The organism is Thermithiobacillus tepidarius DSM 3134 (assembly GCF_000423825.1).
GTDB classification, from domain to species: domain Bacteria; phylum Pseudomonadota; class Gammaproteobacteria; order Acidithiobacillales; family Thermithiobacillaceae; genus Thermithiobacillus; species Thermithiobacillus tepidarius.
The window spans coordinates 328109-348674 of the sequence record NZ_KE384096.1; the positions used below are offsets into that span (position 1 = coordinate 328109).

Annotated in this window: 17 protein-coding genes; 14 read left to right on the forward strand and 3 right to left on the reverse strand. The window is 66.6% G+C overall.

Going from position 1 to position 20566, the window contains the following annotated elements; all coding sequences use genetic code 11:
- The first annotated feature begins 22 nt into the window (after window positions 1-22).
- The 6 genes from dnaB (at window position 23) to glgP (ending at window position 11858) form a co-directional block, all read left to right on the forward strand.
- Window positions 23-1399: a replicative DNA helicase gene (gene dnaB / locus G579_RS0114785; RefSeq protein ID WP_028990796.1), complete on the forward strand. Its 1377-nt coding sequence runs from the start codon at window positions 23-25 to the stop codon at window positions 1397-1399.
- A gap of 49 nt (window positions 1400-1448) precedes the next feature.
- The gene (alr, locus tag G579_RS0114790; protein WP_028990797.1) at window positions 1449-2552 is read left to right on the forward strand and encodes an alanine racemase; all 1104 of its coding nucleotides are present in this window, start codon (window positions 1449-1451) and stop codon (window positions 2550-2552) included.
- Window positions 2549-3907: a DNA repair protein RadA gene (gene radA, locus G579_RS0114795; protein WP_028990798.1), complete on the forward strand. Its 1359-nt coding sequence runs from the start codon at window positions 2549-2551 to the stop codon at window positions 3905-3907. Before alr ends, radA begins: the two co-directional genes overlap by 4 nt.
- 133 nt (window positions 3908-4040) lie before the next feature.
- Window positions 4041-7886: a DUF3683 domain-containing protein gene (locus G579_RS0114800; RefSeq protein ID WP_028990799.1), complete on the forward strand. Its 3846-nt coding sequence runs from the start codon at window positions 4041-4043 to the stop codon at window positions 7884-7886.
- Between the two features lie 19 nt (window positions 7887-7905).
- The gene (gene pepP, locus G579_RS17935) at window positions 7906-9264 is read left to right on the forward strand and encodes a Xaa-Pro aminopeptidase (protein ID WP_230973859.1); all 1359 of its coding nucleotides are present in this window, start codon (window positions 7906-7908) and stop codon (window positions 9262-9264) included.
- Between the two features lie 38 nt (window positions 9265-9302).
- Window positions 9303-11858 (forward strand): alpha-glucan family phosphorylase, encoded by a 2556-nt coding sequence (gene glgP, locus G579_RS0114810; RefSeq protein WP_028990800.1) that lies wholly within the window; start codon window positions 9303-9305, stop codon window positions 11856-11858.
- A 7-nt stretch (window positions 11859-11865) separates the two neighbouring features.
- Here the strand turns inward: glgP and mazG are convergent, their stop codons facing one another.
- Window positions 11866-12687, reverse strand: coding sequence for a nucleoside triphosphate pyrophosphohydrolase (mazG, locus tag G579_RS17940; protein WP_051181770.1), 822 nt, complete (start codon window positions 12685-12687; stop codon window positions 11866-11868).
- 68 nt (window positions 12688-12755) lie between these two features.
- On the opposite strand from mazG, the gene G579_RS0114820 reads away from it, so the two are divergent.
- Together G579_RS0114820 and G579_RS0114825 are read left to right on the forward strand one after the other, a co-directional pair.
- Window positions 12756-13160, forward strand: a complete 405-nt coding sequence (locus G579_RS0114820; protein WP_028990801.1) for a DUF1178 family protein — start codon at window positions 12756-12758, stop codon at window positions 13158-13160.
- Between the two features lie 103 nt (window positions 13161-13263).
- On the forward strand, window positions 13264-13959 hold the full coding sequence (locus G579_RS0114825; RefSeq protein WP_028990802.1) for a class I SAM-dependent methyltransferase: 696 nt from the start codon (window positions 13264-13266) through the stop codon (window positions 13957-13959).
- On the opposite strand, the gene G579_RS17945 is transcribed toward G579_RS0114825, so the two are convergent.
- Both G579_RS17945 and G579_RS0114835 read right to left on the reverse strand, forming a co-directional pair.
- Entirely contained in the window at window positions 13943-14938 is a 996-nt protein-coding gene (locus G579_RS17945) for a polyprenyl synthetase family protein (RefSeq protein WP_038020185.1), read from the reverse strand. The genes G579_RS0114825 and G579_RS17945 overlap by 17 nt on opposite strands.
- Window positions 14939-14962: 24 nt before the next feature.
- The gene (locus G579_RS0114835) at window positions 14963-15682 is read right to left on the reverse strand and encodes a UbiA prenyltransferase family protein (RefSeq protein WP_038020187.1); all 720 of its coding nucleotides are present in this window, start codon (window positions 15680-15682) and stop codon (window positions 14963-14965) included.
- A 168-nt stretch (window positions 15683-15850) separates the two neighbouring features.
- Here G579_RS0114835 and G579_RS0114840 point away from each other — a divergent pair, with 168 nt between their 5' ends.
- From G579_RS0114840 to G579_RS0114865, 6 genes are all read left to right on the forward strand, one after another.
- On the forward strand, window positions 15851-16090 hold the full coding sequence (locus tag G579_RS0114840) for a hypothetical protein (RefSeq protein ID WP_028990804.1): 240 nt from the start codon (window positions 15851-15853) through the stop codon (window positions 16088-16090).
- Between the two features lie 156 nt (window positions 16091-16246).
- Window positions 16247-17440 (forward strand): hypothetical protein, encoded by a 1194-nt coding sequence (locus tag G579_RS0114845; protein WP_028990805.1) that lies wholly within the window; start codon window positions 16247-16249, stop codon window positions 17438-17440.
- Window positions 17437-18192, forward strand: a complete 756-nt coding sequence (locus tag G579_RS0114850) for a ferritin-like domain-containing protein (RefSeq protein ID WP_028990806.1) — start codon at window positions 17437-17439, stop codon at window positions 18190-18192. Before G579_RS0114845 ends, G579_RS0114850 begins: the two co-directional genes overlap by 4 nt.
- Before the next feature lie 118 nt (window positions 18193-18310).
- The gene (locus G579_RS17950; RefSeq protein ID WP_081662835.1) at window positions 18311-18913 is read left to right on the forward strand and encodes a DUF305 domain-containing protein; all 603 of its coding nucleotides are present in this window, start codon (window positions 18311-18313) and stop codon (window positions 18911-18913) included.
- A 138-nt stretch (window positions 18914-19051) separates the two neighbouring features.
- Window positions 19052-19447, forward strand: coding sequence for an A1S_2505 family phage non-structural protein (locus G579_RS17955; protein WP_038020189.1), 396 nt, complete (start codon window positions 19052-19054; stop codon window positions 19445-19447).
- A 514-nt stretch (window positions 19448-19961) separates the two neighbouring features.
- Window positions 19962-20564, forward strand: coding sequence for a DUF2076 domain-containing protein (locus G579_RS0114865; protein WP_028990807.1), 603 nt, complete (start codon window positions 19962-19964; stop codon window positions 20562-20564).
- Window positions 20565-20566 lie beyond the last annotated feature (2 nt).

Consider the following 20566-nt stretch of genomic DNA (forward strand, 5'->3'; position numbering starts at 1 on the left):
CGACTTTGTCGGGGTGCCGGCAATGGATGCAGATTATCCCTCCGAAGTTTCCCTGAAGCTGCCTCCGCACGCCCTCGAGGCGGAGCAGGCCGTCCTGGGCAGTGTTTTGCTGGACAACAATGCCTGGGATCGTGTCGCCGATCTCCTGCAGGAAGCCGATTTCTACCGCAAGGAGCACCGTCTGATCTTTGCGGGCATGCAGCGCATGCTGGCGGACGGCCATCCGGTGGACGTGCTGACCCTCAGCCAATGGCTCGAGGCCAACGGCGAGCTGGACGAGGTCGGCGGGCTGGTCTACCTGGCCACGCTGGCCAACGAGACGCCCACTGCCGCCAACGTGCAGGCCTATGCCCGCATCGTGCGCGAGCGCGCCGTTGCCCGCAGCCTGATCCGGGTGGGCAATCAGATCGCCGAACTGGCCTACGAGCCGGAAGGCCGCCCCGCCAACGCGCTGGTGGACGAGGCCGAGCGCCTGGTCTTCGAGATTTCCGAGGCGCAGGCGCGCGGGCAGGGGGGCTTCCGCTCGCTCAACTCCCTGCTGACCGAGGTGGTCGACCACATCGAGACCATGTCGCGCGAGAACCGCAAGATCACGGGCGTGCCCACCGGCTTCGTCGATCTGGACGAGCGCACCTCGGGCCTGCAGAATTCCGATCTCATCATCATCGCCGGCCGGCCCAGCATGGGCAAGACCTCCTTCGCCATGAACATCGCCGAGCACGTGGCGGTGGTGGAGAAGCTGCCGGTGGCGGTGTTCAGCATGGAAATGCCCGGCAGCCAGATCACGCTGCGTCTGCTGTCCTCGCGCGGGCGCATCGACCAGCACAAGGTGCGCACCGGCCAGCTCGGCGTCGACGACTGGCCGCGGCTGGCGCATACCATGGGCGAGCTGTCGGAGGCACCGCTCTTCGTCGAGGACACGCCGGCCCTGTCGCCCACCGAGCTGCGCTCGCGGGCACGGCGCCTGAAGCGCGAGCACGGACTGTCGCTGATCGTGGTCGACTACCTGCAGCTCATGCAGGTGCCGGGCCGCAGCGAGAACCGCACCGCCGAGATCTCGGAAATCTCGCGCGGCCTCAAGGCCTTGGCCAAGGAGTTGAACGTGCCGGTGATCGCCCTGTCCCAGCTCAACCGCGGTCTGGAGCAGCGCACCGACAAGCGCCCGGTGATGGCGGACCTGCGCGAATCGGGCGCCATCGAGCAGGACGCGGATCTGATCATGTTCATCTACCGCGACGAGGTCTACCACAAGGACCAGGAGGACAACAAAGGCATTGCCGAGATCATCATCGGCAAGCACCGCAACGGTCCCACCGGCGTGGTGCGCATGACCTTCCTGGGCGAGTACACCCGTTTCGAGAATTATGCCGGGCCCGGCTACGACTCCGCCTATGGCTGAGCGCCTGCCGTCTCCCCGTTGTCCTTAGCCTGTCCTTAGTTACTGCCCTATGAGTCGCCCTACCCAAGCCCTGATCAGCATCGGGGCGCTCCAGCACAATCTGGCCGCGGTTCGCGCCCATGCGCCGCAGAGCCGCGTCATGGCGGTGGTCAAGGCGGACGCCTATGGCCACGGCGCGCCCATGGTCGTCCGCACCCTGGCCCAGGCCGGCGTGGACGGCCTGGCGGTGGCCTGCCTGGAGGAAGCCCTGATCCTGCGCCAGCAGCAGATCTTTCTGCCCATCTTCATCCTGGACGGCCCCTTCGCCCCCGCCGATCTGCCCGAGATTTCGCGCTGGCGTCTGGGCGTGGTGCTGCACAACCGTCGCCAGCTGCAGTGGCTGCTGGATGCGCCGCAGGATTTTCCCGTCGATGTCTTCGTCAAGGTGGACACCGGCATGCACCGCCTGGGCTTCGCGCCCTTGGAGCTGCCGGCGGTGCTGGCGCATCTGGTCCATGCGCCCGGCGTGCGCCTGCGTGGGCTCTTGAGCCACTTGGCGCGGGCGGACACGCCGGAGGACTGGTATAATACCCATCAAATGGATGGCTTCCGCGAGGCCGCCGCGCACCTGCCGCAAACTCCTGGATTGGAGCTGTCCCTGGCCAGTTCCGCCGGCATCCTGCGCTTGCCGCAGAGCCACTACCAGTGGGTGCGCCCCGGCCTGATGCTGTACGGCATGTCCCCCTTCGCCGCCGAAGACGGCTTGGCGCTCGGCCTGCGCCCGGTGCTGCAGCTGCGTTCGGAGCTGATCGCCATCCGCGATCTGCGCCCCGGCGAGTGGCTGGGCTATGGCGCCGGCTTCCGCGCCGACGTCCCGACCCGGGTCGGAGTGGTGGCGGTCGGCTACGGCGACGGCTATCCCCGTCTGGGCACGGGTACCCCGGTGCTGGTGGGCGGCCGGCGCACGCGCCTGCTGGGGCGGGTGTCCATGGACATGCTCTTCGTCGATCTCACGCCCCTGCCCGGCGCGCAGCTGGGCGACGAAGTGGTGCTGATGGGCGAGCAGGGCGGCGAGCGGGTGACCGTGGAGGAGCTGGCCGCCCTATGCGGTACCATCCCTTATGAACTGACCTGCCGGCTGCAAGGGCGGGTCCCGCGAGTACCGGTGCCATGAGCAAGAGCAAGACCATCTACGTGTGCGACGCCTGCGGCGCCACGTCGCCGAAGTGGCTGGGGCGCTGCCCCGACTGCGGCGCCTGGAACAGCCTGGTGGAAAGCCTGCCGATGGCGGCGAGCGCCAACACCCGGCACACGGCTTACGCCGTGGCCAGCCATGCCCAGGATTTGACGGCGGTGGTGTCCGAAGAGACGCCGCGGGTGTCCACCGGCCTGCAGGAGCTGGATCGCGTGCTGGGCGGCGGCCAGGTCGCCGGCGCGGCCATGCTGCTGGGCGGCGATCCGGGCATCGGCAAGTCCACCCTGCTCCTGCAGGCCGTGAGCCATCTGGCCCAGAGCGGGCCGGCTTTGTACGTGACCGGCGAGGAATCGGCCGGCCAGGTGGCCATGCGCGCCCGGCGCCTGGACCTGAGCAGCCGCGGCATCCGCCTGCTGGCGGAGAACAACCTGGAGCAGATTCTGGCCCAGGCACAAACGGAATCGCCGGCGGTGCTGGTGGTGGATTCCATCCAGACCGTGTTCAGCGATGCCCTGCAGTCGGCGCCGGGCTCGGTGGCCCAGGTGCGCGAGTGCGCGGCGCAGCTGGTGCGCTATGCCAAGCGCGCCGGCGTGGCCGTCTGGCTAGTGGGCCACGTCACCAAGGAGGGCACCCTGGCCGGGCCGCGGGTGCTGGAGCACATGGTGGATACGGTGCTCTATTTCGAGGGCGAGCCGGGCAACAGCTTCCGCATCGTGCGCGCCATCAAGAACCGCTTCGGCGCCGTCAACGAGCTGGGCGTGTTCAGCATGACGGACAAAGGCTTGGCGGAGGTGGACAATCCCTCCAGCCTCTTCCTGTCCCAGCACGCGCAGCCGGTGCCCGGCAGCGCCGTGCTGGTCACCCAGGAAGGCACGCGACCGCTGCTCGTGGAGGTGCAGGCGCTGGTGAGCCCGAGCCCGCTGGCGAACCCGCGCCGGGTGGCCATCGGCCTGGACCCGAACCGCCTGTCCATGTTGCTGGCCGTGCTGCACCGCCATGGCGGCGTGCCGCTCTTCGACCAGGACGTCTTCATCAACGTGGTCGGCGGCGTGCGCCTGAACGAGCCGGCCGCCGACCTGGCGGTGGTGATGGCGCTGCTGTCCAGCTTCCGCAACCGCCCGTTGGATGCGGAGCGCGTGCTCTTTGGCGAGGTCGGCCTGGCCGGCGAGGTGCGGGCGGTGTCGCGCGCCGGCGACCGCCTCAAGGAGGCGGCCAAGCTCGGCTTCAAGCGCGCGATGCTGCCCGCCGCCAGCCGCCTGGAGCGCAGCGTGGGCGGCATCAAGGTGCTGCAGGTGGACAAGCTGGGCGACGCCTTGGACCTGGCCTTCGACTGAGCCGAAGTTAAAACGAGAACAATTTTTTACGCGGACCAAGAACCCGCTTTGTGGTATAGTCGGCGTTGATTGAAGCCGTGCCTGGCCGGCGCCCTTTCGCCGGCCGGCGTTTCCGAGCGTGTGACCCGATCCGATGAGCGATTCCAGCAATTCCCGCATCCGCGAAATCCCCTACAATTATACCTCCTTCTCCGATCGCGAGATCGTGATCCGCTTTCTGAGTGAGGAGATGTGGGCGGTGCTCAACAGCCTGCGGGCGCAGCGGCGCACCGGGCGCTCGGCGCGCATGCTCTTCGAGGTGCTCGGCGACCTGTGGGTGGTGTCGCGCAACCCCTATATCCAGGACGATCTGCTGGAAAACAGGAAGCGCTTCCAATCCCTGGTGCATGCCCTGCATCACCGTCTGGACCAGATCGTGGCGCGGGCCGAGGGCAATGCCCAGGCGTTGCGCCTGGTAGAGGCGGCGCGCCGGGCGGTGGCGGAGTTCGAAGCGTGGTTCCCGCAGCAGCGCCAGCTGCGCCGGCGGGCGCTGAGCGAGTTCAGCAAGGTCACCCGCAAGGACAACATTCATTTCGACGGCCTGGCACGGGTCAGCCACGCCACCGATGCCACCGATTGGCGCGTGGAATTTCCTTTCGTGGTGCTGACTCCGGATACGGAAGAGGAGATGGCCGGCCTGGTGGCCGCCTGCATCCGTCTCGGCCTGACCGTCATTCCGCGCGGCGGCGGCACCGGCTACACCGGCGGCGCCGTGCCTCTGCACGCCGACAGCGCGGTGATCAACACGGAAAAGCTGGAGGAGCTGGGCGCGATCACCCATCGGGAGATTCCCGGCGTGACCGGACCGGTGGCCACCATCCGCGCCGGCGCCGGCGTCGTGACCCGGCGCGTGGCGGACGCCGCCTATGCCGCCGGCCTGGTTTTTGCCGTGGACCCGACATCCCAGGATGCCTCCACCATCGGCGGCAACATCGCCATGAACGCGGGCGGCAAGAAGGCCGTGCTGTGGGGCACCACCCTCGACAATCTGGTGTCCTGGCGCATGGTGACGCCCGATGCCCAGTGGCTGGAGGTGGAGCGGCTCAACCATAACCTGGGCAAGATCCATGAGCTCGATTTCGCCGTGTTCCGCGTCACCCGCTATGCGTCGGACGGCAAGACGCCGCTCGGCGAGCCGGAGATCCTGCGCATTCCCGGGCCGGACCTGCGCAAGCAGGGCCTGGGCAAGGACGTGACCAACAAGTTCCTGGGCGGCCTGCCCGGCATCCAGAAGGAAGGCTGCGACGGGCTGATCACCTCGGGTGTGTTCATCCTGCACCGCCAGTTCCAGCACACGCGCACCGTCTGCCTGGAGTTCTTCGGCGCGGATCTGCGCGATGCCGTGCCGGCCATCGTGGAAACCAAGGATTACCTGGATGGACTGGACGGCGTGGTGCTGGCCGGCCTGGAGCATCTGGACGAGCGCTACGTGCGGGCGGTGGGCTATGCCACCAAGGCGCCGCGGCCCGAACGGCCCAAGATGGTGCTGATCGCCGACATCAGCGGCGACGACGAGCAGGCGGTGGCCGCCGCCGCCAGCCAGGTGGTGCGCCTGGCCAACGCCCGCGGCGCCGAGGGCTTCGTCGCCGTGAGCGCGGAAGCGCGCAAGGCGTTCTGGAAGGACCGGGCCCGCACCGCCGCCATCGCCGCCCACACCAATGCCTTCAAGATCAACGAGGACGTGGTCATCCCCCTGGAGCGCCTGGCCGACTACAACGACGGCATCGAGCGCATCAACATCGAACTGTCCACCGAGAACAAGCTCGCGATCCTGGACGCGGTGCTCGATTACCTGCGCGGCGGCTTGCCCGAGGCGCGCGAGCGAGCCGAATTCCGCAGCCGCGAGGGCGAGGAGATCATCGCCCACAAGCGCCAGCGGGCCGTCGAACATCTGCTCGCGGTGCAGGCGCGTTGGCAGCGGCTCATGGCCGACCTGGACGCGCCGGCGGCCGATTTGGCCCTGGAGGCGGAGATCCGGGCGCGGCTGCGGCCGGGGGACACGGTGTTCCGCCTGCTGCAGCGCCGCGACCTGCGCATCTCCTACCGGCGCGAGGTCGGGCAGGTGCTGCACGAGATCTTCGCCGGCCGCGAGTTCGAGGCCCTGCGCCGCCGCCTGGACGGCATTCACGAGGAAGTGCGCAAGAGCCGGCTCTTCGTTGCCTGCCACATGCATGCCGGCGACGGCAACGTGCACACCAACATTCCGGTGAACTCCAACGACTACGCCATGATGCGGCGCGCCGAGGCGGTGGTGGAGCGGGTGATGGCGCTGGCGGCGGCCCTGGACGGCGTCATCTCCGGCGAGCACGGCATCGGCATCACCAAGATGCAGTTCCTGGATCCGGCCACGGTGGCGGCCTTCGCCGAATACAAGCGCCACGTGGACCCGGAAGGCCGCTTCAATCGCGACAAGCTCATGCCCGGCTCGGGGCTGCAGCGCGCCTACACGCCGAGCTTCAATTTGCTGGAGGCGGAGGCCATTATCCTGGAGAGCACCCAGCTCAACGCCCTGGCCGACGACATCTCCGACTGCCTGCGCTGCGGCAAGTGCAAGCCGGTCTGCACCACCCATATCCCGCGCGCCAACCTGCTCTACTCGCCGCGCAACAAGATCCTCGGCACAGGCTTGGTGATGGAGGCGTTTCTCTACGAAAAACAGACGCGTAGAGGCATTTCCTTGCACCATTTCGAGGCCATGAACGACATCGCCGACCACTGCACGGTCTGCCACAAATGCGCCAATCCGTGCCCGGTCAACATCGACTTCGGCGACGTGTCCATCCGCATGCGCACCATCCTGCAGGAGCAGGGGCAAAAGCACTTCAACGCCGGCACCTGGATGTCCATGGCCTTTCTCAACGTGACCGATCCGGCCACGGTCAAGCTCATGCGCAAGGGCATGATCGAATGGGGCTACCGCGGCCAGCGACTGGCCCACGGCCTGGCCAAGCGGGTGGGACTGCTGCGCAACGGCCAGCGGCCGGCGGACACCACCGGCAAGACGCCGGTCAAGGCGCAGGTGCTCAATTTCATCCGCAAGCCCATGCCCGCCCAGTTGCCCATGAAGACCGCCCGTGCCCTCCTGGGCGTGGAGGACGAGAAGGTGGTGCCCATCCTGCGCGATCCCGCCAAGGTGACGGATAGCTCGGACGCCGTGTTCTACTTCCCCGGCTGCGGCTCGGAGCGTCTCTTCAGCCAGGTGGGGCTGGCCACCCAGGCCATGCTCTTCGAACTCGGTGCGCAGACCGTGCTGCCGCCCGGCTATCTGTGCTGCGGCTATCCGCAGGCTTCCAGCGGCAACCGCGCCAAGGGCGAGCAGATCACCGCCGAGAACCGGGTGCTTTTCCACCGGGTGGCCAACACGCTGAACTACATGGACATCAAGACGGTCATCGTGTCATGCGGAACCTGCATGGATCAGCTCTTGAAATACCAGTTCGAGCAGATCTTCCCGGGCTGCCGGCTGCTGGACATTCACGAGTACCTGATGGAGAAGGGCATCCGGCTCGACGGAGTGAGCGGCGTGCAGTACCTCTATCACGATCCCTGCCACACGCCCATGAAGACCTACGACGCCCAGAGCGTGGCGTCGGATCTGATGGGCCAAGCGGTGCTGCTGTCCGACCGCTGTTGCGGCGAGGCCGGCACCCTGGCAGTGGCGCGGCCGGACATCTCCACCCAGCTGCGCTTCCGCAAGCAGGAGGAGATCCAGCGCGGCGTGCAGCAGCTGACCGGCGGCCCCGTGGCGGAGGCCGGGCGGGTCAAGATGCTGACGAGCTGTCCCGCCTGCCAGCAGGGCCTGGCCCGTTATGAGGAGGACACCGGCGTGGAAACGGACTACATTGTGGTGGAGCTGGCCAGGCACATCCTGGGACCGGATTGGCAGGAGCGCTTTGTCGAGAGAGCCCGCCAGGGCGGCATCGAGCGGGTGATCTTGTAGCAAAAACAAGGAGATGGCCATGGATGTGAATGTGGATTATGCCGCGCGGCGGCAAAAGCTCCTGGCGCGCATGGGGCAGGGCATCGCCATCCTGCCCACCGCCACCCAGAAGCTGCGCAACAATGATGCGCACTATCGCTTCCGGCCCGACAGCGATTTTTATTACCTGACCGGCTTCGCCGAGCCCGAGGCGGTGCTGGTGCTGGCGCCCGGCCATCCGCAGGGGCCCTACATCCTCTTCGTGCGGCCCCGCGATCCGGAGCGCGAGATCTGGGACGGCTACCGTGCCGGCCTGGAGGGCGCGCGCGCGCGCTTCGGCGCCGACCAGGCTTTCAGTATCCACGACATCGACAATATCCTGCCCGGCTTCCTGGAGAACCAGGACATCCTCTTTTACAGCGTCGGCCGCAACGCCGATTTCGACGGCCGCGTCATGCACTGGCTCAACATGGCGCGGGCCAAGGTGCGTGCCGGGGTGAGCGCGCCGCGCGAGATCGTGGATGTGGACGAGCTCATCCACGAGATGCGTTTGCGCAAGGATGTCGCCGAGATCGAGCTGATGCGCCGCGCCGCCGGCATCACCGGCGCCGCCCACCGCCAGGCCATGCGCAACTGCCGCCCGGGCCTCTACGAGTACGAGTTGGAAGCGGAGATCGAGTACGTGTTCCGGCGCCTGGGCGCCAGTGCCTCCGCCTATCCATCCATCGTCGGAGGCGGCGCGAACGGTTGCATCCTACATTACATCGAGAACCGGGCGCCCCTGCGCGACGGCGATCTGGTGCTGATCGATGCCGGCGCCGAGTACGACTGCTATGCCGCCGACGTGACCCGCACCTTTCCGGTGAACGGCCGCTTCAGCGCGGAGCAGCGCGCGCTCTATGAGCTGGTGCTGGCGGCGCAGCAGGCCGCCATCGAGGCGGTGCGTCCGGGCAACCCTTACCATCTGTACCACGATGCCGCCGTGCGCGTGCTGACCGAGGGGCTGATCCGGCTGGGTCTGCTGCAGGGCAGCCTGGAGCAGTGCCTGGGGAAGGAAAGCTACAAGCCCTTCTACATGCACCGCACCGGCCACTGGCTGGGCATGGACGTGCACGATGTCGGCGTCTACAAGCGCCAGGGAGAATGGCGGCTGTTGGAGCCGGGCATGGTGCTGACCGTGGAGCCGGGCCTTTATGTGGCGCCCGACAACCTGGACGTGGAGGCGCGCTGGCGCGGCATCGGCATTCGCATCGAGGATGACGTGCTGGTCACGGACACGGGCTGCGAGGTGCTGACCCGCGACGTGCCCAAGGCGGTCGACGAGATCGAGGCCCTGATGAACGGAGCCGCGCCCCGTCTCGGGCCGGACGAGGAAGACAGTCTGGCCGTCGTCGGCTGATTTTTGTCTCTTGCCGCGCCATTTGCACAGGAGCCCCCATGCCGGGTAGCGTCTTTTCTCTCGAAGTCAATCCGAAGATCCCCGCCAAGCTGGCGCGCCTGAGCGAGCTCGCCAACGACCTCTGGTACAGCTGGGACCGACCCACCCGCGAGCTCTTCTTTCGCCTCGATCCCGCCCTGTGGGACGCGGTCGGCCATAATCCCAAGGTCTTCCTGCGGCGGGTGGAGGAGGCGCGGCTGGTGGAGGCTTCCCAGGACCGCGTCTTCCTGGAGAGCTATTACCGCATCCTGTCCGCCTATGACACCTACCTCCTGGAACCGGTGCGCCAGCACGACCAGCCGACGCTCGGCCATGACGACCTGGTGGCCTACTTCTGCGCGGAGTTCGGTTTCCACGAGAGCTTCCCCATCTATTCCGGCGGCCTGGGCATCCTGGCCGGCGACCACTGCAAGGCGGCCAGCGATCTCGGCATCCCCTTCGTGGCCGTGGGCCTGCTGTACCGGCAGGGCTATTTTTCCCAGACCATCGACGGCGAGGGCAATCAGCTCGCCAGCTACACCGACTCGGATTTCGCCGATTTGCCGGTGCTGCCGGTGCTGCAGGACGACGGCAACGAGGTCAAGGTGGAGATCGAGCTGCCCGGCCGCGTGGTGATGGCCAAGCTGTGGGTGGCGCGGGTCGGCCATATCCGCCTCTACCTCCTCGACACGGACCTGCCCGAGAACAGCGAGGAGGATCGCGGCATCACCCACCGGCTCTACGGCGGCGACATCAACACCCGGATCAAGCAGGAGATGGTGCTCGGCATCGGCGGCGTGCGCGCCCTGCGCGCCGCCGGCCTCCATCCCACCGTCTGGCACATCAACGAGGGGCATGCGGCCTTCCAGATTCTGGAGCGGGCGCGCGAGCTGGTGGCCCAGGGCCTGGACTTCCACGCGGCGCTGGAGGCCACCGCCGCCGCCACGGTCTTCACCACCCACACGCCGGTGCCCGCCGGGCATGACATCTTCCCCCACGAGCTGATGCTGGAATATTTCCGGGACTTCATCCCCCAGCTCAAGCTGGACACGGGGGCCTTCCTGGCCCTGGGGCACAAGCCCGCGGAGGGATCCGGCTTCAATCAGACCGCGCTGGCCGTGCGCGGCTCCCGCTATCAGAACGGCGTCAGCCGCATCCACGGCGGCGTTTCCTCGCGCATGATGGTGGATCTCTGGCCGCAGGTGCCGCCGGACGAAAACCCCATGACCTACGTGACCAACGGGGTGCACATTCCCACCTTCCTGGCCCAGGAATGGATGGATCTCTTCGACTCCTATCTGGGCGGCGAATGGCGCAACAAGCTGAGCGACGCCGCCTTCTGGCACCGCATCGATCAGATTCCCGATCACCTGTACTGGAGCGTGCGCCAGGCGCTCAAGTCGCAGATGATCAACCACGTGCGCGAACGCCTGGCCCACCAGCACCGGCGCAACGGCGGCAGCGAGGCCCATCTGGACCGCCTGCTCCGCTATCTGGATCCGCTGGACCCCAGCATCCTAATGGTCGGCTTCGCCCGCCGCTTCGCCACCTACAAGCGCGCGACCCTGCTCTTCGAGGATCCGGAGCGGCTGCGCCGCATCATCAGCCATGCCGAGCGGCCCGTCGTCTTCATTTTCGCCGGCAAGGCCCATCCGGCCGACCGCCCGGGCCAGGACCTGATCCGCAACATCCACGCCATCGCCCACCAGCCCGAGTTCGAGGGCAAGGTGCACATGGTGGAGGGCTACGACATGGGCTTGGCCCGGGCGCTGGTCTACGGCGTGGACGTGTGGCTGAACAATCCCGAATATCCCCTGGAGGCCAGCGGCACCTCGGGCGAGAAGGCGGGCATCAACGGCACCATCAATTTGAGCGTGCTGGACGGCTGGTGGGGAGAGGGCTATGACGGGCACAACGGCTGGGCGATCAAGCCGCTCAAGACCGTCGACCCGTTCCGCGCCCGCCAGGAGGAAGCCAACAGCCTCTACGAGCTGCTGGAAGAGCAGGTGATTCCGCTGTATTACCAGGCAGGGAAGTACGGCTATTCCACGGAGTGGGTCAAGAAATCCAAGCATTCCATGAAGACCCTGCTGCCGCGCTTCAACGCCGCACGCATGGTGGGCGAGTACGTCAACAAGTTCTACCGGCCCGCGGCCCGCCAGGGGGTGCGGGTGACGGCGGAGGACTTCCAGGGCGCCCACGCCCTGGCCCAGTGGAAGGAGCGGGTGCAGGTGGCCTGGCCCGGCGTCGGCATCACCCGCCTGGACCAGGCACCGGCCCGCCTGCAATTCGGCCAGCAGCTGCGCATCGAGCTAGCGGTGCAGCTGAATGGCCTGCAGGCCGAGGATGTGCGGGTGGAATGCCTGTTCCGGCACCACGGCGACCTGCGCAACCGGGAACAGCCGCGCTCCTATCTCTTTCGCAGCGAGGGTGAGGCAGAGGCGGGAGGTGCGCACCGCTTCGTGCTCAACCTGGAGCCGGAGACCTGCGGGCGCATCGATTACAAGATCCGGATCTATCCCTACCACGAGCTGCTGGCCCACCCCCATGAAACGGGGCTGATGCTGTGGCTGTGAGCCGGGGCTAGGCTGAAGGACTGCGCTTCTCCTGCTGGCGCCGTTCCAGTTCGGCCTTGGCACTTTCCCAGAGCTGCTCGAGCTCCGCTTCGCTCATGGCCTGCAGGTCGAGGGCATGGGTCGTGGCGTGATCCCACACCAGGTGCAGGCGGTTGCGGAATTTGAGGCAGGCCTGGCGCAGGGCGTTTTCCGGGTTCACGTCGAGGAAGCGGGAGAGGTTGACCAGCGAGAACAGCACGTCGCCGAATTCATCGGTCACCTGCTCGGCCACGCCGGCGGCCACCGCCTGCTCCAGTTCGCCGCATTCCTCACGGAACTTGTCCCACACCGGCGCGCTGTCTTTCCACTCGAAGCCAAGGTTGGCGGCACGCTGCTGGAGCTTGTAGGCCCACAGCAAAGCGGGCAGGGCGCTGGGCACGCCGGCATCCCAGGCCGGGGAGCGCTCCCGGGCCGCGGTCTCCCGGCGCTCCTGGGCCTTCATGTGCTGCCAGCGTTTATGCAGGGTCTCCGGGTCTGCTATACTTTCCCCCCCGAACACATGGGGATGGCGCCGCAGCATCTTGTCCACGGCGGCCTGGGCCACGTCCTCGATCCCGAAGAGCCCCTTTTCGGCCGCAATGCGGGCATAAAAAACGATGTGAAAGAGCAGGTCGCCCAGCTCGCCCTTGAGTTCCTGCCAGTCCTCGGCCTCGATGCTCTCCACCAGTTCGTAGGTTTCCTCGATGGTGTAGGGCGGCAGGGTGCTGAAATCCTGGGCCTTGTCCCACGGACAGCCGTCGGGGCCGCGCAGCCGCGCCATGATCTTGACGAGTTCTTCGAAGGCTTGCATGAGGAGATCTCCAGCCTCAGTAACAGTTTCAACTGCCCCTGCGAGCGGGCACGGAAAACAGGTGAAGCATGATCATTTACGACCTGATCTGTGACAGCCGGCACACTTTCGAGGCTTGGTTCGCCGATGCCGGGGATTACGAAACCCAGCTGCAGCAGGGGCTGCTGGCCTGTCCCCATTGTAGCAGCCGGGCCCTGTCGAAAATACCCAGCGGCGGCAGGTTCATGCGCCACGGGCGCGGCGATGCGGGGCAGGCCAAGGCGGCGCAGGCGCGGCGGGAACTCATGGACTCTCTGCGCGCCCACGCCCGCGACGTGGGCCGCGACTTTCCCGAGATGGCGCGCCGGATCCACTACGGCGAGGCCGAAGCGGAGCCCATCCACGGGCAGGCGACGCTGCAGGAAGCGCTGGAGCTGCACGAGGAAGGCGTCGAGATCCTGCCCCTGGGGCCTGGCGTGGACGAGCTGCAGTAGGCCAGGGCGGCCTGATCCTTGGTCGGATGCGGCCCGCCGCCGGGCTCTGCTAAGGTGCTGGACTTCCGGAAGCACGGTTTCCGCCACCGCGGGAGGGCAGCGCATGAACGGCAACGACCAACGGATCGAACTGGTGCAGCGCTTCTTCGCCGGCACGGGCAGCAGCTACGACTTCATGGTCAACTTCGCCACCTTCGGCATCGACCAGCTGTGGAAGCGGCGCATGGTCGAGCTGATCCCGCCCAACCCCGCCCGGGTGCTCGATCTGGCCTGCGGCACCGGCATATCCACCCTGGCGATCGCCCGCCGCCATCCGCGCTGCCAAGTGGTCGGCGTGGAGCTGCGCGACGAGTACCTGGAGCTCGCCCGGCGCAAGGTGCAGCGCCTCGGCGTGCGCAACGTGGAGTTCGTGCTGAGCCGCGCCGAGGATTACCGGGCCGACGCACCCTTCGACTGCATTACTTCGTCCTATCTGGCCAAGTATGCCGACCTGCCGCGCCTGATCCGCGCCAACCGGGACATGCTCCGGGACGGCGGCGTGCTCGTCATGCACGACTTCACCTTTCCCCCCAAGGCGCACCTGGTCGCCCTCTGGCGCCTGTACTTCGGCGTCATGCAGCAGGTGAGCAGCCGCGTGTTTCCAGCCTGGCGCGAGATCTACCATGGCCTGCCGAAGCTCATCGAGGAAACCCGCTGGGTGCCGGAATTGACCCTGGCCCTTCAGGAAAACGGTTTCCGAGACATCCGCCTGGAATATCTGACCGCCTACGGCTCCGCCATCGTCAGCGCTCGGAAATAGCCGGGCGCGCCGGCGCCGGCTGCGGCAGCAGGGCGACGACCTGCGCGGGCGCGGCCTGGAGCAGGCGCGTCCAGCCGTTGTCGGGAAAGCCCGCCAGTGCGCTCGCCGCCAACTGCACCTGTCTTTCCACTTCGCGCATCATCCTGGCCCGCAGCACGGGCAGCCGCCCATCGAGCCACGCCTGGGCACCGTTGCCGCTGCTCTGCAGCAGCCGTAGCAGGGTGGCGCGTTTTTCCGGCAGGAAGCAGAGGAGGGCGGGCGCCCACAGGGCGAGGCGGTCGCGGGGATCTTCCGGCAGCGAGCCGGCATCGAAGAGATCCAGCAGGTCGTCGGCCAGCTGGTAGGCCTCGCCCAGGCGGGCGCCGAATTCGAAGGCCTGGTCGGCCAGCGCCGGCGGCGCCGCCGCCGCCAGGGCGCCGAGCTTGGCGGCGGCGGCGAAGAGGGCGCCGGTCTTGAGATGGATAATGCGCTTGTACAGATCCGGCGGGAAGTCCCGCCCGGCCACGGCTGCCGCCAGCTCCGCCGGACCGAGCGCTTCGCGGTAGGCGCCGCGGGCGACGGTGGCGATGGCCCGCGCCAGCGTGGCGCCGTCCTCGCGTCCCAGTTCGGCCATCTGCCAGATGGCGGTGGCGAAGATCAGGTCGCCGAGCAGCACCGCCCGGCGGGCACCCTCCACCGTCCAGATGGCCGGGCGCTGCCGGCGCAGGGTGTCGCCGTCCACGTAGTCGTCATGGATCAGCGAGGCGGCCTGGATGCACTCGATGGCGACGGCCCGCGGAATGGCCGCCGCCCGCCGACCGCCCAATGCTTCGGCGGTCAGGCAGACCAGGCAGCCGCGCAGGCGCTTGCCGCCGGTGACGGCCTGTTGGATGGAAGCCTGGTGGGCGGCGGAGAGGTCGCGCGCCAGCTCCGGCATCCACTGGGCAAAGCCGCGGTCGAGTTCAGCCTGGACGGACTGCCAATAGCCGATGAAGTCCATGTGGACGTATCCCCGCGCGGTGCGCTATCCCAGCCATCGCCAGGTCAGAAGGCCCACTCCCAGCAGGATGGTGCCGGCGCTGACGCTTTTCAGAATGTCTTCCAGTTGCCGGGCCTGCGCCCGTGCCGCCTCGTCGAGAGCGCCGCGCTGTCGCATCAGGACCTTGTAGGGGCGCGACGTCTTGATCTCCACCAGGCTAAGCAGCCCCATGGCGGCGGCCACCAGCAGGGCGGCCGGGGTGAGTCGGTTGCTTTGCAGCACGTAGCCCGCCAGTGTGGGCAGCACGCCCCAGGAAAAGGCGAACCAGCCGTCGCTGTGAAAGCGGCCGCCGAACCATTCCAGGTTGTAGGCCAGCAGGAAAAAGCCTTCCGGGATGGCGATCAGCCATAAAAGCGGGGTATACAGGATCATGTAGTAGAGCCCGATGGCATAGGCGAGCAGCACGGATATGCTGGCCAGGGTCCAAAGCTGCCGGATCGAGAACACCGCGCCCCACGGCTTGGCTCCCTTGCTGCCCAGCGCATCGAGGGCATGCGCCCCCACGCCGAGGGCCAGAAAATAAATGAGCAGGAGCGCGAACACGCGATCCCAGTGCAGGTTTTCCGCCAGCATGGCGCCGACGACGGTGAAGGCGAGCACCATGCCGGTATAGGGAAGAAAGAGCAGGCCGACGGCAACCCGGAAGCGGGCCGGGCCGAAGCGGGGCACAAACCATTCCGTGCTGCGCGTGTTGTCCAGGTCCATGGCCGTTCTCCGCGATGGGGCTGCGTGCCGGATGGCGCATCGCGTTGTCTAAAGCCCTTAGCTCGCCAAGCTTAGCAGGCCGATGCCGGCGGCGGCATAGGACCATGGGCTGCGGGGTGAAGCCGACTGCGTGCATGGTTCGCAACAGACATCGTGGCGGAGGAAAGCATGAATATCGATGATGCCAAACGCATGTTCGAAACCGGTGTGCTGGAGAGCGCGATGGTGATGCGCGACAGCTCGGGGACCGGGTGGCTGGTGCAGTTCCAGGCCAGCGGCACGGGGGTGTCGCCCTTTCTGGAGACTGCCCGGGGCGAGCCGCGCCGCTTCCAAAGCCTCGATTTCGTGGCCAAGGCCCTGCAGGCCATCGGCTTTCGGCAGTTCACCGTGTTCGTGGAAACCGCCTAGCCCGGCCGCCCGCATCCAGCTACAAACCGTCTTTCGTCCTATCCGCGCGGGCGAACTCCCCGGCAGGGTAGGGGGTCGCATGAGGACAGGCACTGGCAAGCCTTGCCGATCCCGCGGGATCGGTTTCCTGCCACCCCACTTGTTAGGAGGGACGGTATGAGTTTGGACATACTTAACGAAAAGGGCACGCCCCTCGATCGCCAGGTCTTCACCTGGCGCGAGATGGCGGGCCAACCGTACAGCAAGCTGGACGTCGATGCCTTCACCCGCGTCCGCGTGATCCTGATGAACGGCATCGAAAACGGTTCGATCCGCTTCAGCCATTCCTGCGCGCAAATGAACAACGGCGAGCTGCGTGGCCATCTCGCCCGGGTCCGGCGCATCGACCACATGCAGGAAGTCATGGTCAACTGGCTGAATCCGGCGGATCAGTCCAATCTGGAAACCACCATCGGCTACGAGCAGGTCGCCATCGAGGTCACCGCGAGCGTGGCCCAGAACGAGCCGGATCCCTATCTGGCGCAGGTATACCGCTTCGGGATGCTGGAAGACTTCGACCACCTCTACCGCTATTCCGCCTTGCTGGACCGCCTGGAGGGCAAGGATCCCAACAATATCCTGCAGAACTACACCGACATCATGCCGGGGCGGCCCACGGCGGTGGAGCACCGCGATCCCATGGACGATTTGCGCGATCACTACGACCGCAAGTCGGCCCATCCGATTTCCAAGCTGAATGCGCTCACCATCATGACCGGCGAGTATCAGACGCGCACCTTCTACATGAACGTCGGACCGACTTATTCCGATCCGGTGGCGCGGCAGCTCTACGCGGAGATCGTCACCATCGAGGAGCAGCACGTGACTCAATACGAATCGCTCCTCGATCCCGGCGAGTCGTGGCTGGAGCGATGGCTGCTGCACGAGGCCACCGAAGCCTACAATTACTGGAGCTGCCTGCAGTACGAGACCAATCCGCGCATCAAGGCCATCTGGGAACGCTTCCTGTCCTATGAGCTGGGGCAGCTGCACTACGTGATGGACCTCATGAAGCGCATCGAAAAGCGCGACCCGGCGGAGGTGCTGCCGGCGGAGCTGCCGGATCCGATCAAGTACGAAAGCCACCGCGACTTCGTGCGTCAGGTGCTGAAGAACGAAGTCAACCTGCGGGCCAAGGGCAGCCAGTTCGTGGACGCCAGCCAGGAAGGACAGGAGTCGATCCGCTACCGCGAACAGCTCAACTCCCAGGGCTCGCCGTCTGAAATCGCGGCGGCCGGCTACATGTGGCAGCCCGGCACGGAGCTGGCGGGTCGCGTGGTGGAAATGGGTGCATACAGGAGGGCGCAATGAAGAAACCAATCGACACGGGGATGAACCGGACCGGCATCGGCATGTCGCCTATGGATTCCAAGGCGACCATCGAGGGCGCGCGCGAGGCGGTCTCCAATCCTTCCTACGATCTGTCCGGCTATGTGGCCATTCGCGATGCCTATTCCAAGGAGGCCGAGCCGGTGGGCACCGTGCCGCCGCCGCCTTCTGTCAAGGGCATGGCGCAGACCGCCATGCAGGCGCTCAAGGGCAACAAGCCGACCGTCTTCATCGACATGCTGGGCGAGCGCCTGGCCTTCGAGCGCAGCGGCGTGCGCCTCTATGAGGCCTTGCTGAGCAAGTTCGATGCCGCCCACGTGCATGAGGGCGGACCCACGCGCGAGCAGATCCAGCATATCCATGACGAGGAGCTCAAGCACTTCGGCATGCTCATGCAGGCCATGGAGCAATTGGGCGCCGACCCGACGGCCATGACGCCAAGCGCAGACGTCACCGGCGTTGCCTCCATGGGCGTGCTGCAGGTGCTGACCGATCCGCGCAGCACGCTTACCGAGGCGTTGCACGCCATCCACATGGTGGAGCTGCTGGACAACGACGCCTGGCAAATGATGGCCGATCTGGCCGAGCAGCTGGGCCAGGACGATCTGGCGGCCCAGTTCCGGGAAGCCAAGCGCGAGGAGGACGAGCACCTGGAGCTGGTCCGCACTTGGCTGACCAACACGCTCATGGGCCAAGCCGGCATTGCGCGCACGCCCGGCCAGACCACCCACTGACCCGGCAAGCCGCGTGGCGCGAGCCACGCGGCACACCCCGGTCGGACCACTCCTGGTCTTCCCACGCCAGCCGCGGCTGGCGTGGGAAGACCAGGCGTTTGGAAACAGGAGAAAACAAATGAGAAATCCTGTCATGCTGGGTCCTGCACTTGCTTTCCTGCTGTTCACTGCGAGCGGCACGACGCATGCCGCCGACTCGCGCACACCGGGCAGCAGCGCCGGCGAAGCACCGGCGGCCGCTGCTGCGCCGCAACCCGTTGCGGCGCCTTACGATTTGCAGTTTCTGGATACCATGATCCAACATCATCGCGGTGCAATCGAAATGGCGCGTCTGGCGGAACAAAAGGCGCAGCACGACGAACTCAAAACCTTTGCGCGCAAGACCCAAAAGGACCAGCAACAAGATATCGAGGAAATGCAGCGCTACCGCGAGCGCTGGTACGGGGGCAAGCCCGATGCCGTGAATGCAGCGTTGCCCGGCATGCGCGGCACCCTCGGGATGGAGATGGGCCCATTGCAGGATGCCAAAGGCGATGCCTTCGACCGCCTGTTTCTCGATATGATCAAGAAACACCATGACGGGGCCGTGGCGCTGTCCAAGGATGCCCAGCAAAAAGCTGCCCATCCGGAACTACGCAAGCTGGCTGGCAAAATGCTGCAAATGAACCAGGAAGACATCAAAAAAGCGGAACGCTGGCAGACCGCCTGGTACAGCAAGTGACGGCTTGCACGTGCCCGTCCAGCAGAGGAAAGTCCCTGCGGTCGGCACAGAGATCTGCCTGTCGGCGGCGGTGCGCCGGCAGGCATGTTGCGATCACGGTTTTGTCCTGCAGGCAGCGAGAGGATGAGCGCAAAACCCGTGGCACCTTCGGACGACTCGCGCAAGGAGATTTTCGTCTTCGGCGCGGATCTGGGAGGGCGGCACAGCAGTGGCGACGCCCTTACGGCCTTGCGCGACCACGGTACGGTCTATGGCCGCGCCGTGGGCCTGCAGGGCAGGAGCTATGCCATCCCGGTGCGCGATGAAACCGGCAAATTGCTGCCGCTGCCGGCCATCGCCGGCTACGTGCAGGCCTTCCTGCGCTTTGCCACCACCTATCCGCAGATGCGCTTCCGCGTCACCCGCCTGGCTGCTGGCAGAGGAGGGTACCGCGATGAAGAAATGGCGCCTCTTTTCGCCGGCGCGCCCGCCAATTGCCGGTTGCCGCCGGCCTGGCAGCGCCACCTGTCGGCGGGCAAGCGGAGGCGTGGATGAGCAAGCCGGCCTGCCATGATGGCGAGCCGCGCCCGGAACCCAGCGCAGGAGCATGTGCCATGACGAGCCATCCCGAGAAGAGCGCTTTCCCCGTGAGTCAGGTCCAACGCGCCCGAACAGATCCAGGCATCCCTGATCCGGGACTGCCACGCCAGCCTCGAGTGCCGGCTCCATGACGACGCCCTGGTCGACAAATACAGCTTTTTCATTTTCGAAGTGGTCAAGGCGCATGTCGCCGCGTCACCACAGCACCCGAAGACGCTGCGTTACACCGGCGATGGCATGTTCATGCTCTCCGGCAGGATCATCAGCCGGCGGTCCCTGTTTCGCCCGGACATGCTGCAAGCGGCCGGCGCTCGCGGCGGGAACCGGAGCGGGAGCGGACCGGCTTTCGCATGTTGCGGCTTGTTAAAGAATGTCTTTCCTGCCGAAGGCCCCCTTGAAAGCACATGCGCAATCCACAATAAAGGATGCGATGCACATCAAGCTCCCATCCCTTCAAGCGGAGGATTCCATGACGCCGAGCGAAAAAGAACGTGTTTCCGCCTTTCTCAAGCAACTGACCCAAGCCCACGGTCTGGTCAAGGACCCGGAAGCGGACGCCATGATCCGCGATGCCTTCGCCCAGCAGCCGGATGCCCCCTATCTGGTCGTGCTCAAGGCCATGCTCCTGGAGCAGGCCCTTGAGCAGGCCCGGGCCCAGCTCGCGCAAATGCAGAGCCGAACGGCCCAGGCGCAGTCCTTCCTGGCCGGCAGCCCGTGGGATGCGCCCGCTGCCGGTCAAGCCCCCGCCGCTCAAGCGCCGTTCAGGCCTCAGTATCAGCCCCAGGCCCAAACCCTGTCCGGCGGCATGACGAGCTTTCTGGGCACGGCCGCTTCCTTGGCGGCGGGCGTGGCTGGCGGCGCGTTGCTCTTCGAGGGCATCGAAAGCCTGCTCGGGCACCACGGCGCCGGCGGCCTGTTCGGGCAGAATGCGCCGGCACCGGTGGAGGAGACCATCAACAATTATTACTACGGGGATGACTCGCTGACCGCGGCGGATGCTTCGGACCTGGACATGACGGATTACGGCAACGACGATCCGGGGGACGGCGGAGACGGAACCGGCTGGGTGTGAGC

Coding starts and splice junctions, on each gene's coding strand:
- dnaB (WP_028990796.1), top strand. CDS start 23: ATGGATGCAGATTATCCCTCCGAAGTTTCCCTGAAGCTGCCTCCGCAC.
- alr (WP_028990797.1), top strand. CDS start 1,449: ATGAGTCGCCCTACCCAAGCCCTGATCAGCATCGGGGCGCTCCAGCAC.
- radA (WP_028990798.1), top strand. CDS start 2,549: ATGAGCAAGAGCAAGACCATCTACGTGTGCGACGCCTGCGGCGCCACG.
- G579_RS0114800 (WP_028990799.1), top strand. CDS start 4,041: ATGAGCGATTCCAGCAATTCCCGCATCCGCGAAATCCCCTACAATTAT.
- pepP (WP_230973859.1), top strand. CDS start 7,906: ATGGATGTGAATGTGGATTATGCCGCGCGGCGGCAAAAGCTCCTGGCG.
- glgP (WP_028990800.1), top strand. CDS start 9,303: ATGCCGGGTAGCGTCTTTTCTCTCGAAGTCAATCCGAAGATCCCCGCC.
- mazG (WP_051181770.1), bottom strand. CDS start 12,687: ATGCAAGCCTTCGAAGAACTCGTCAAGATCATGGCGCGGCTGCGCGGC.
- G579_RS0114820 (WP_028990801.1), top strand. CDS start 12,756: ATGATCATTTACGACCTGATCTGTGACAGCCGGCACACTTTCGAGGCT.
- G579_RS0114825 (WP_028990802.1), top strand. CDS start 13,264: ATGAACGGCAACGACCAACGGATCGAACTGGTGCAGCGCTTCTTCGCC.
- G579_RS17945 (WP_038020185.1), bottom strand. CDS start 14,938: ATGGACTTCATCGGCTATTGGCAGTCCGTCCAGGCTGAACTCGACCGC.
- G579_RS0114835 (WP_038020187.1), bottom strand. CDS start 15,682: ATGGACCTGGACAACACGCGCAGCACGGAATGGTTTGTGCCCCGCTTC.
- G579_RS0114840 (WP_028990804.1), top strand. CDS start 15,851: ATGAATATCGATGATGCCAAACGCATGTTCGAAACCGGTGTGCTGGAG.
- G579_RS0114845 (WP_028990805.1), top strand. CDS start 16,247: ATGAGTTTGGACATACTTAACGAAAAGGGCACGCCCCTCGATCGCCAG.
- G579_RS0114850 (WP_028990806.1), top strand. CDS start 17,437: ATGAAGAAACCAATCGACACGGGGATGAACCGGACCGGCATCGGCATG.
- G579_RS17950 (WP_081662835.1), top strand. CDS start 18,311: ATGAGAAATCCTGTCATGCTGGGTCCTGCACTTGCTTTCCTGCTGTTC.
- G579_RS0114865 (WP_028990807.1), top strand. CDS start 19,962: ATGACGCCGAGCGAAAAAGAACGTGTTTCCGCCTTTCTCAAGCAACTG.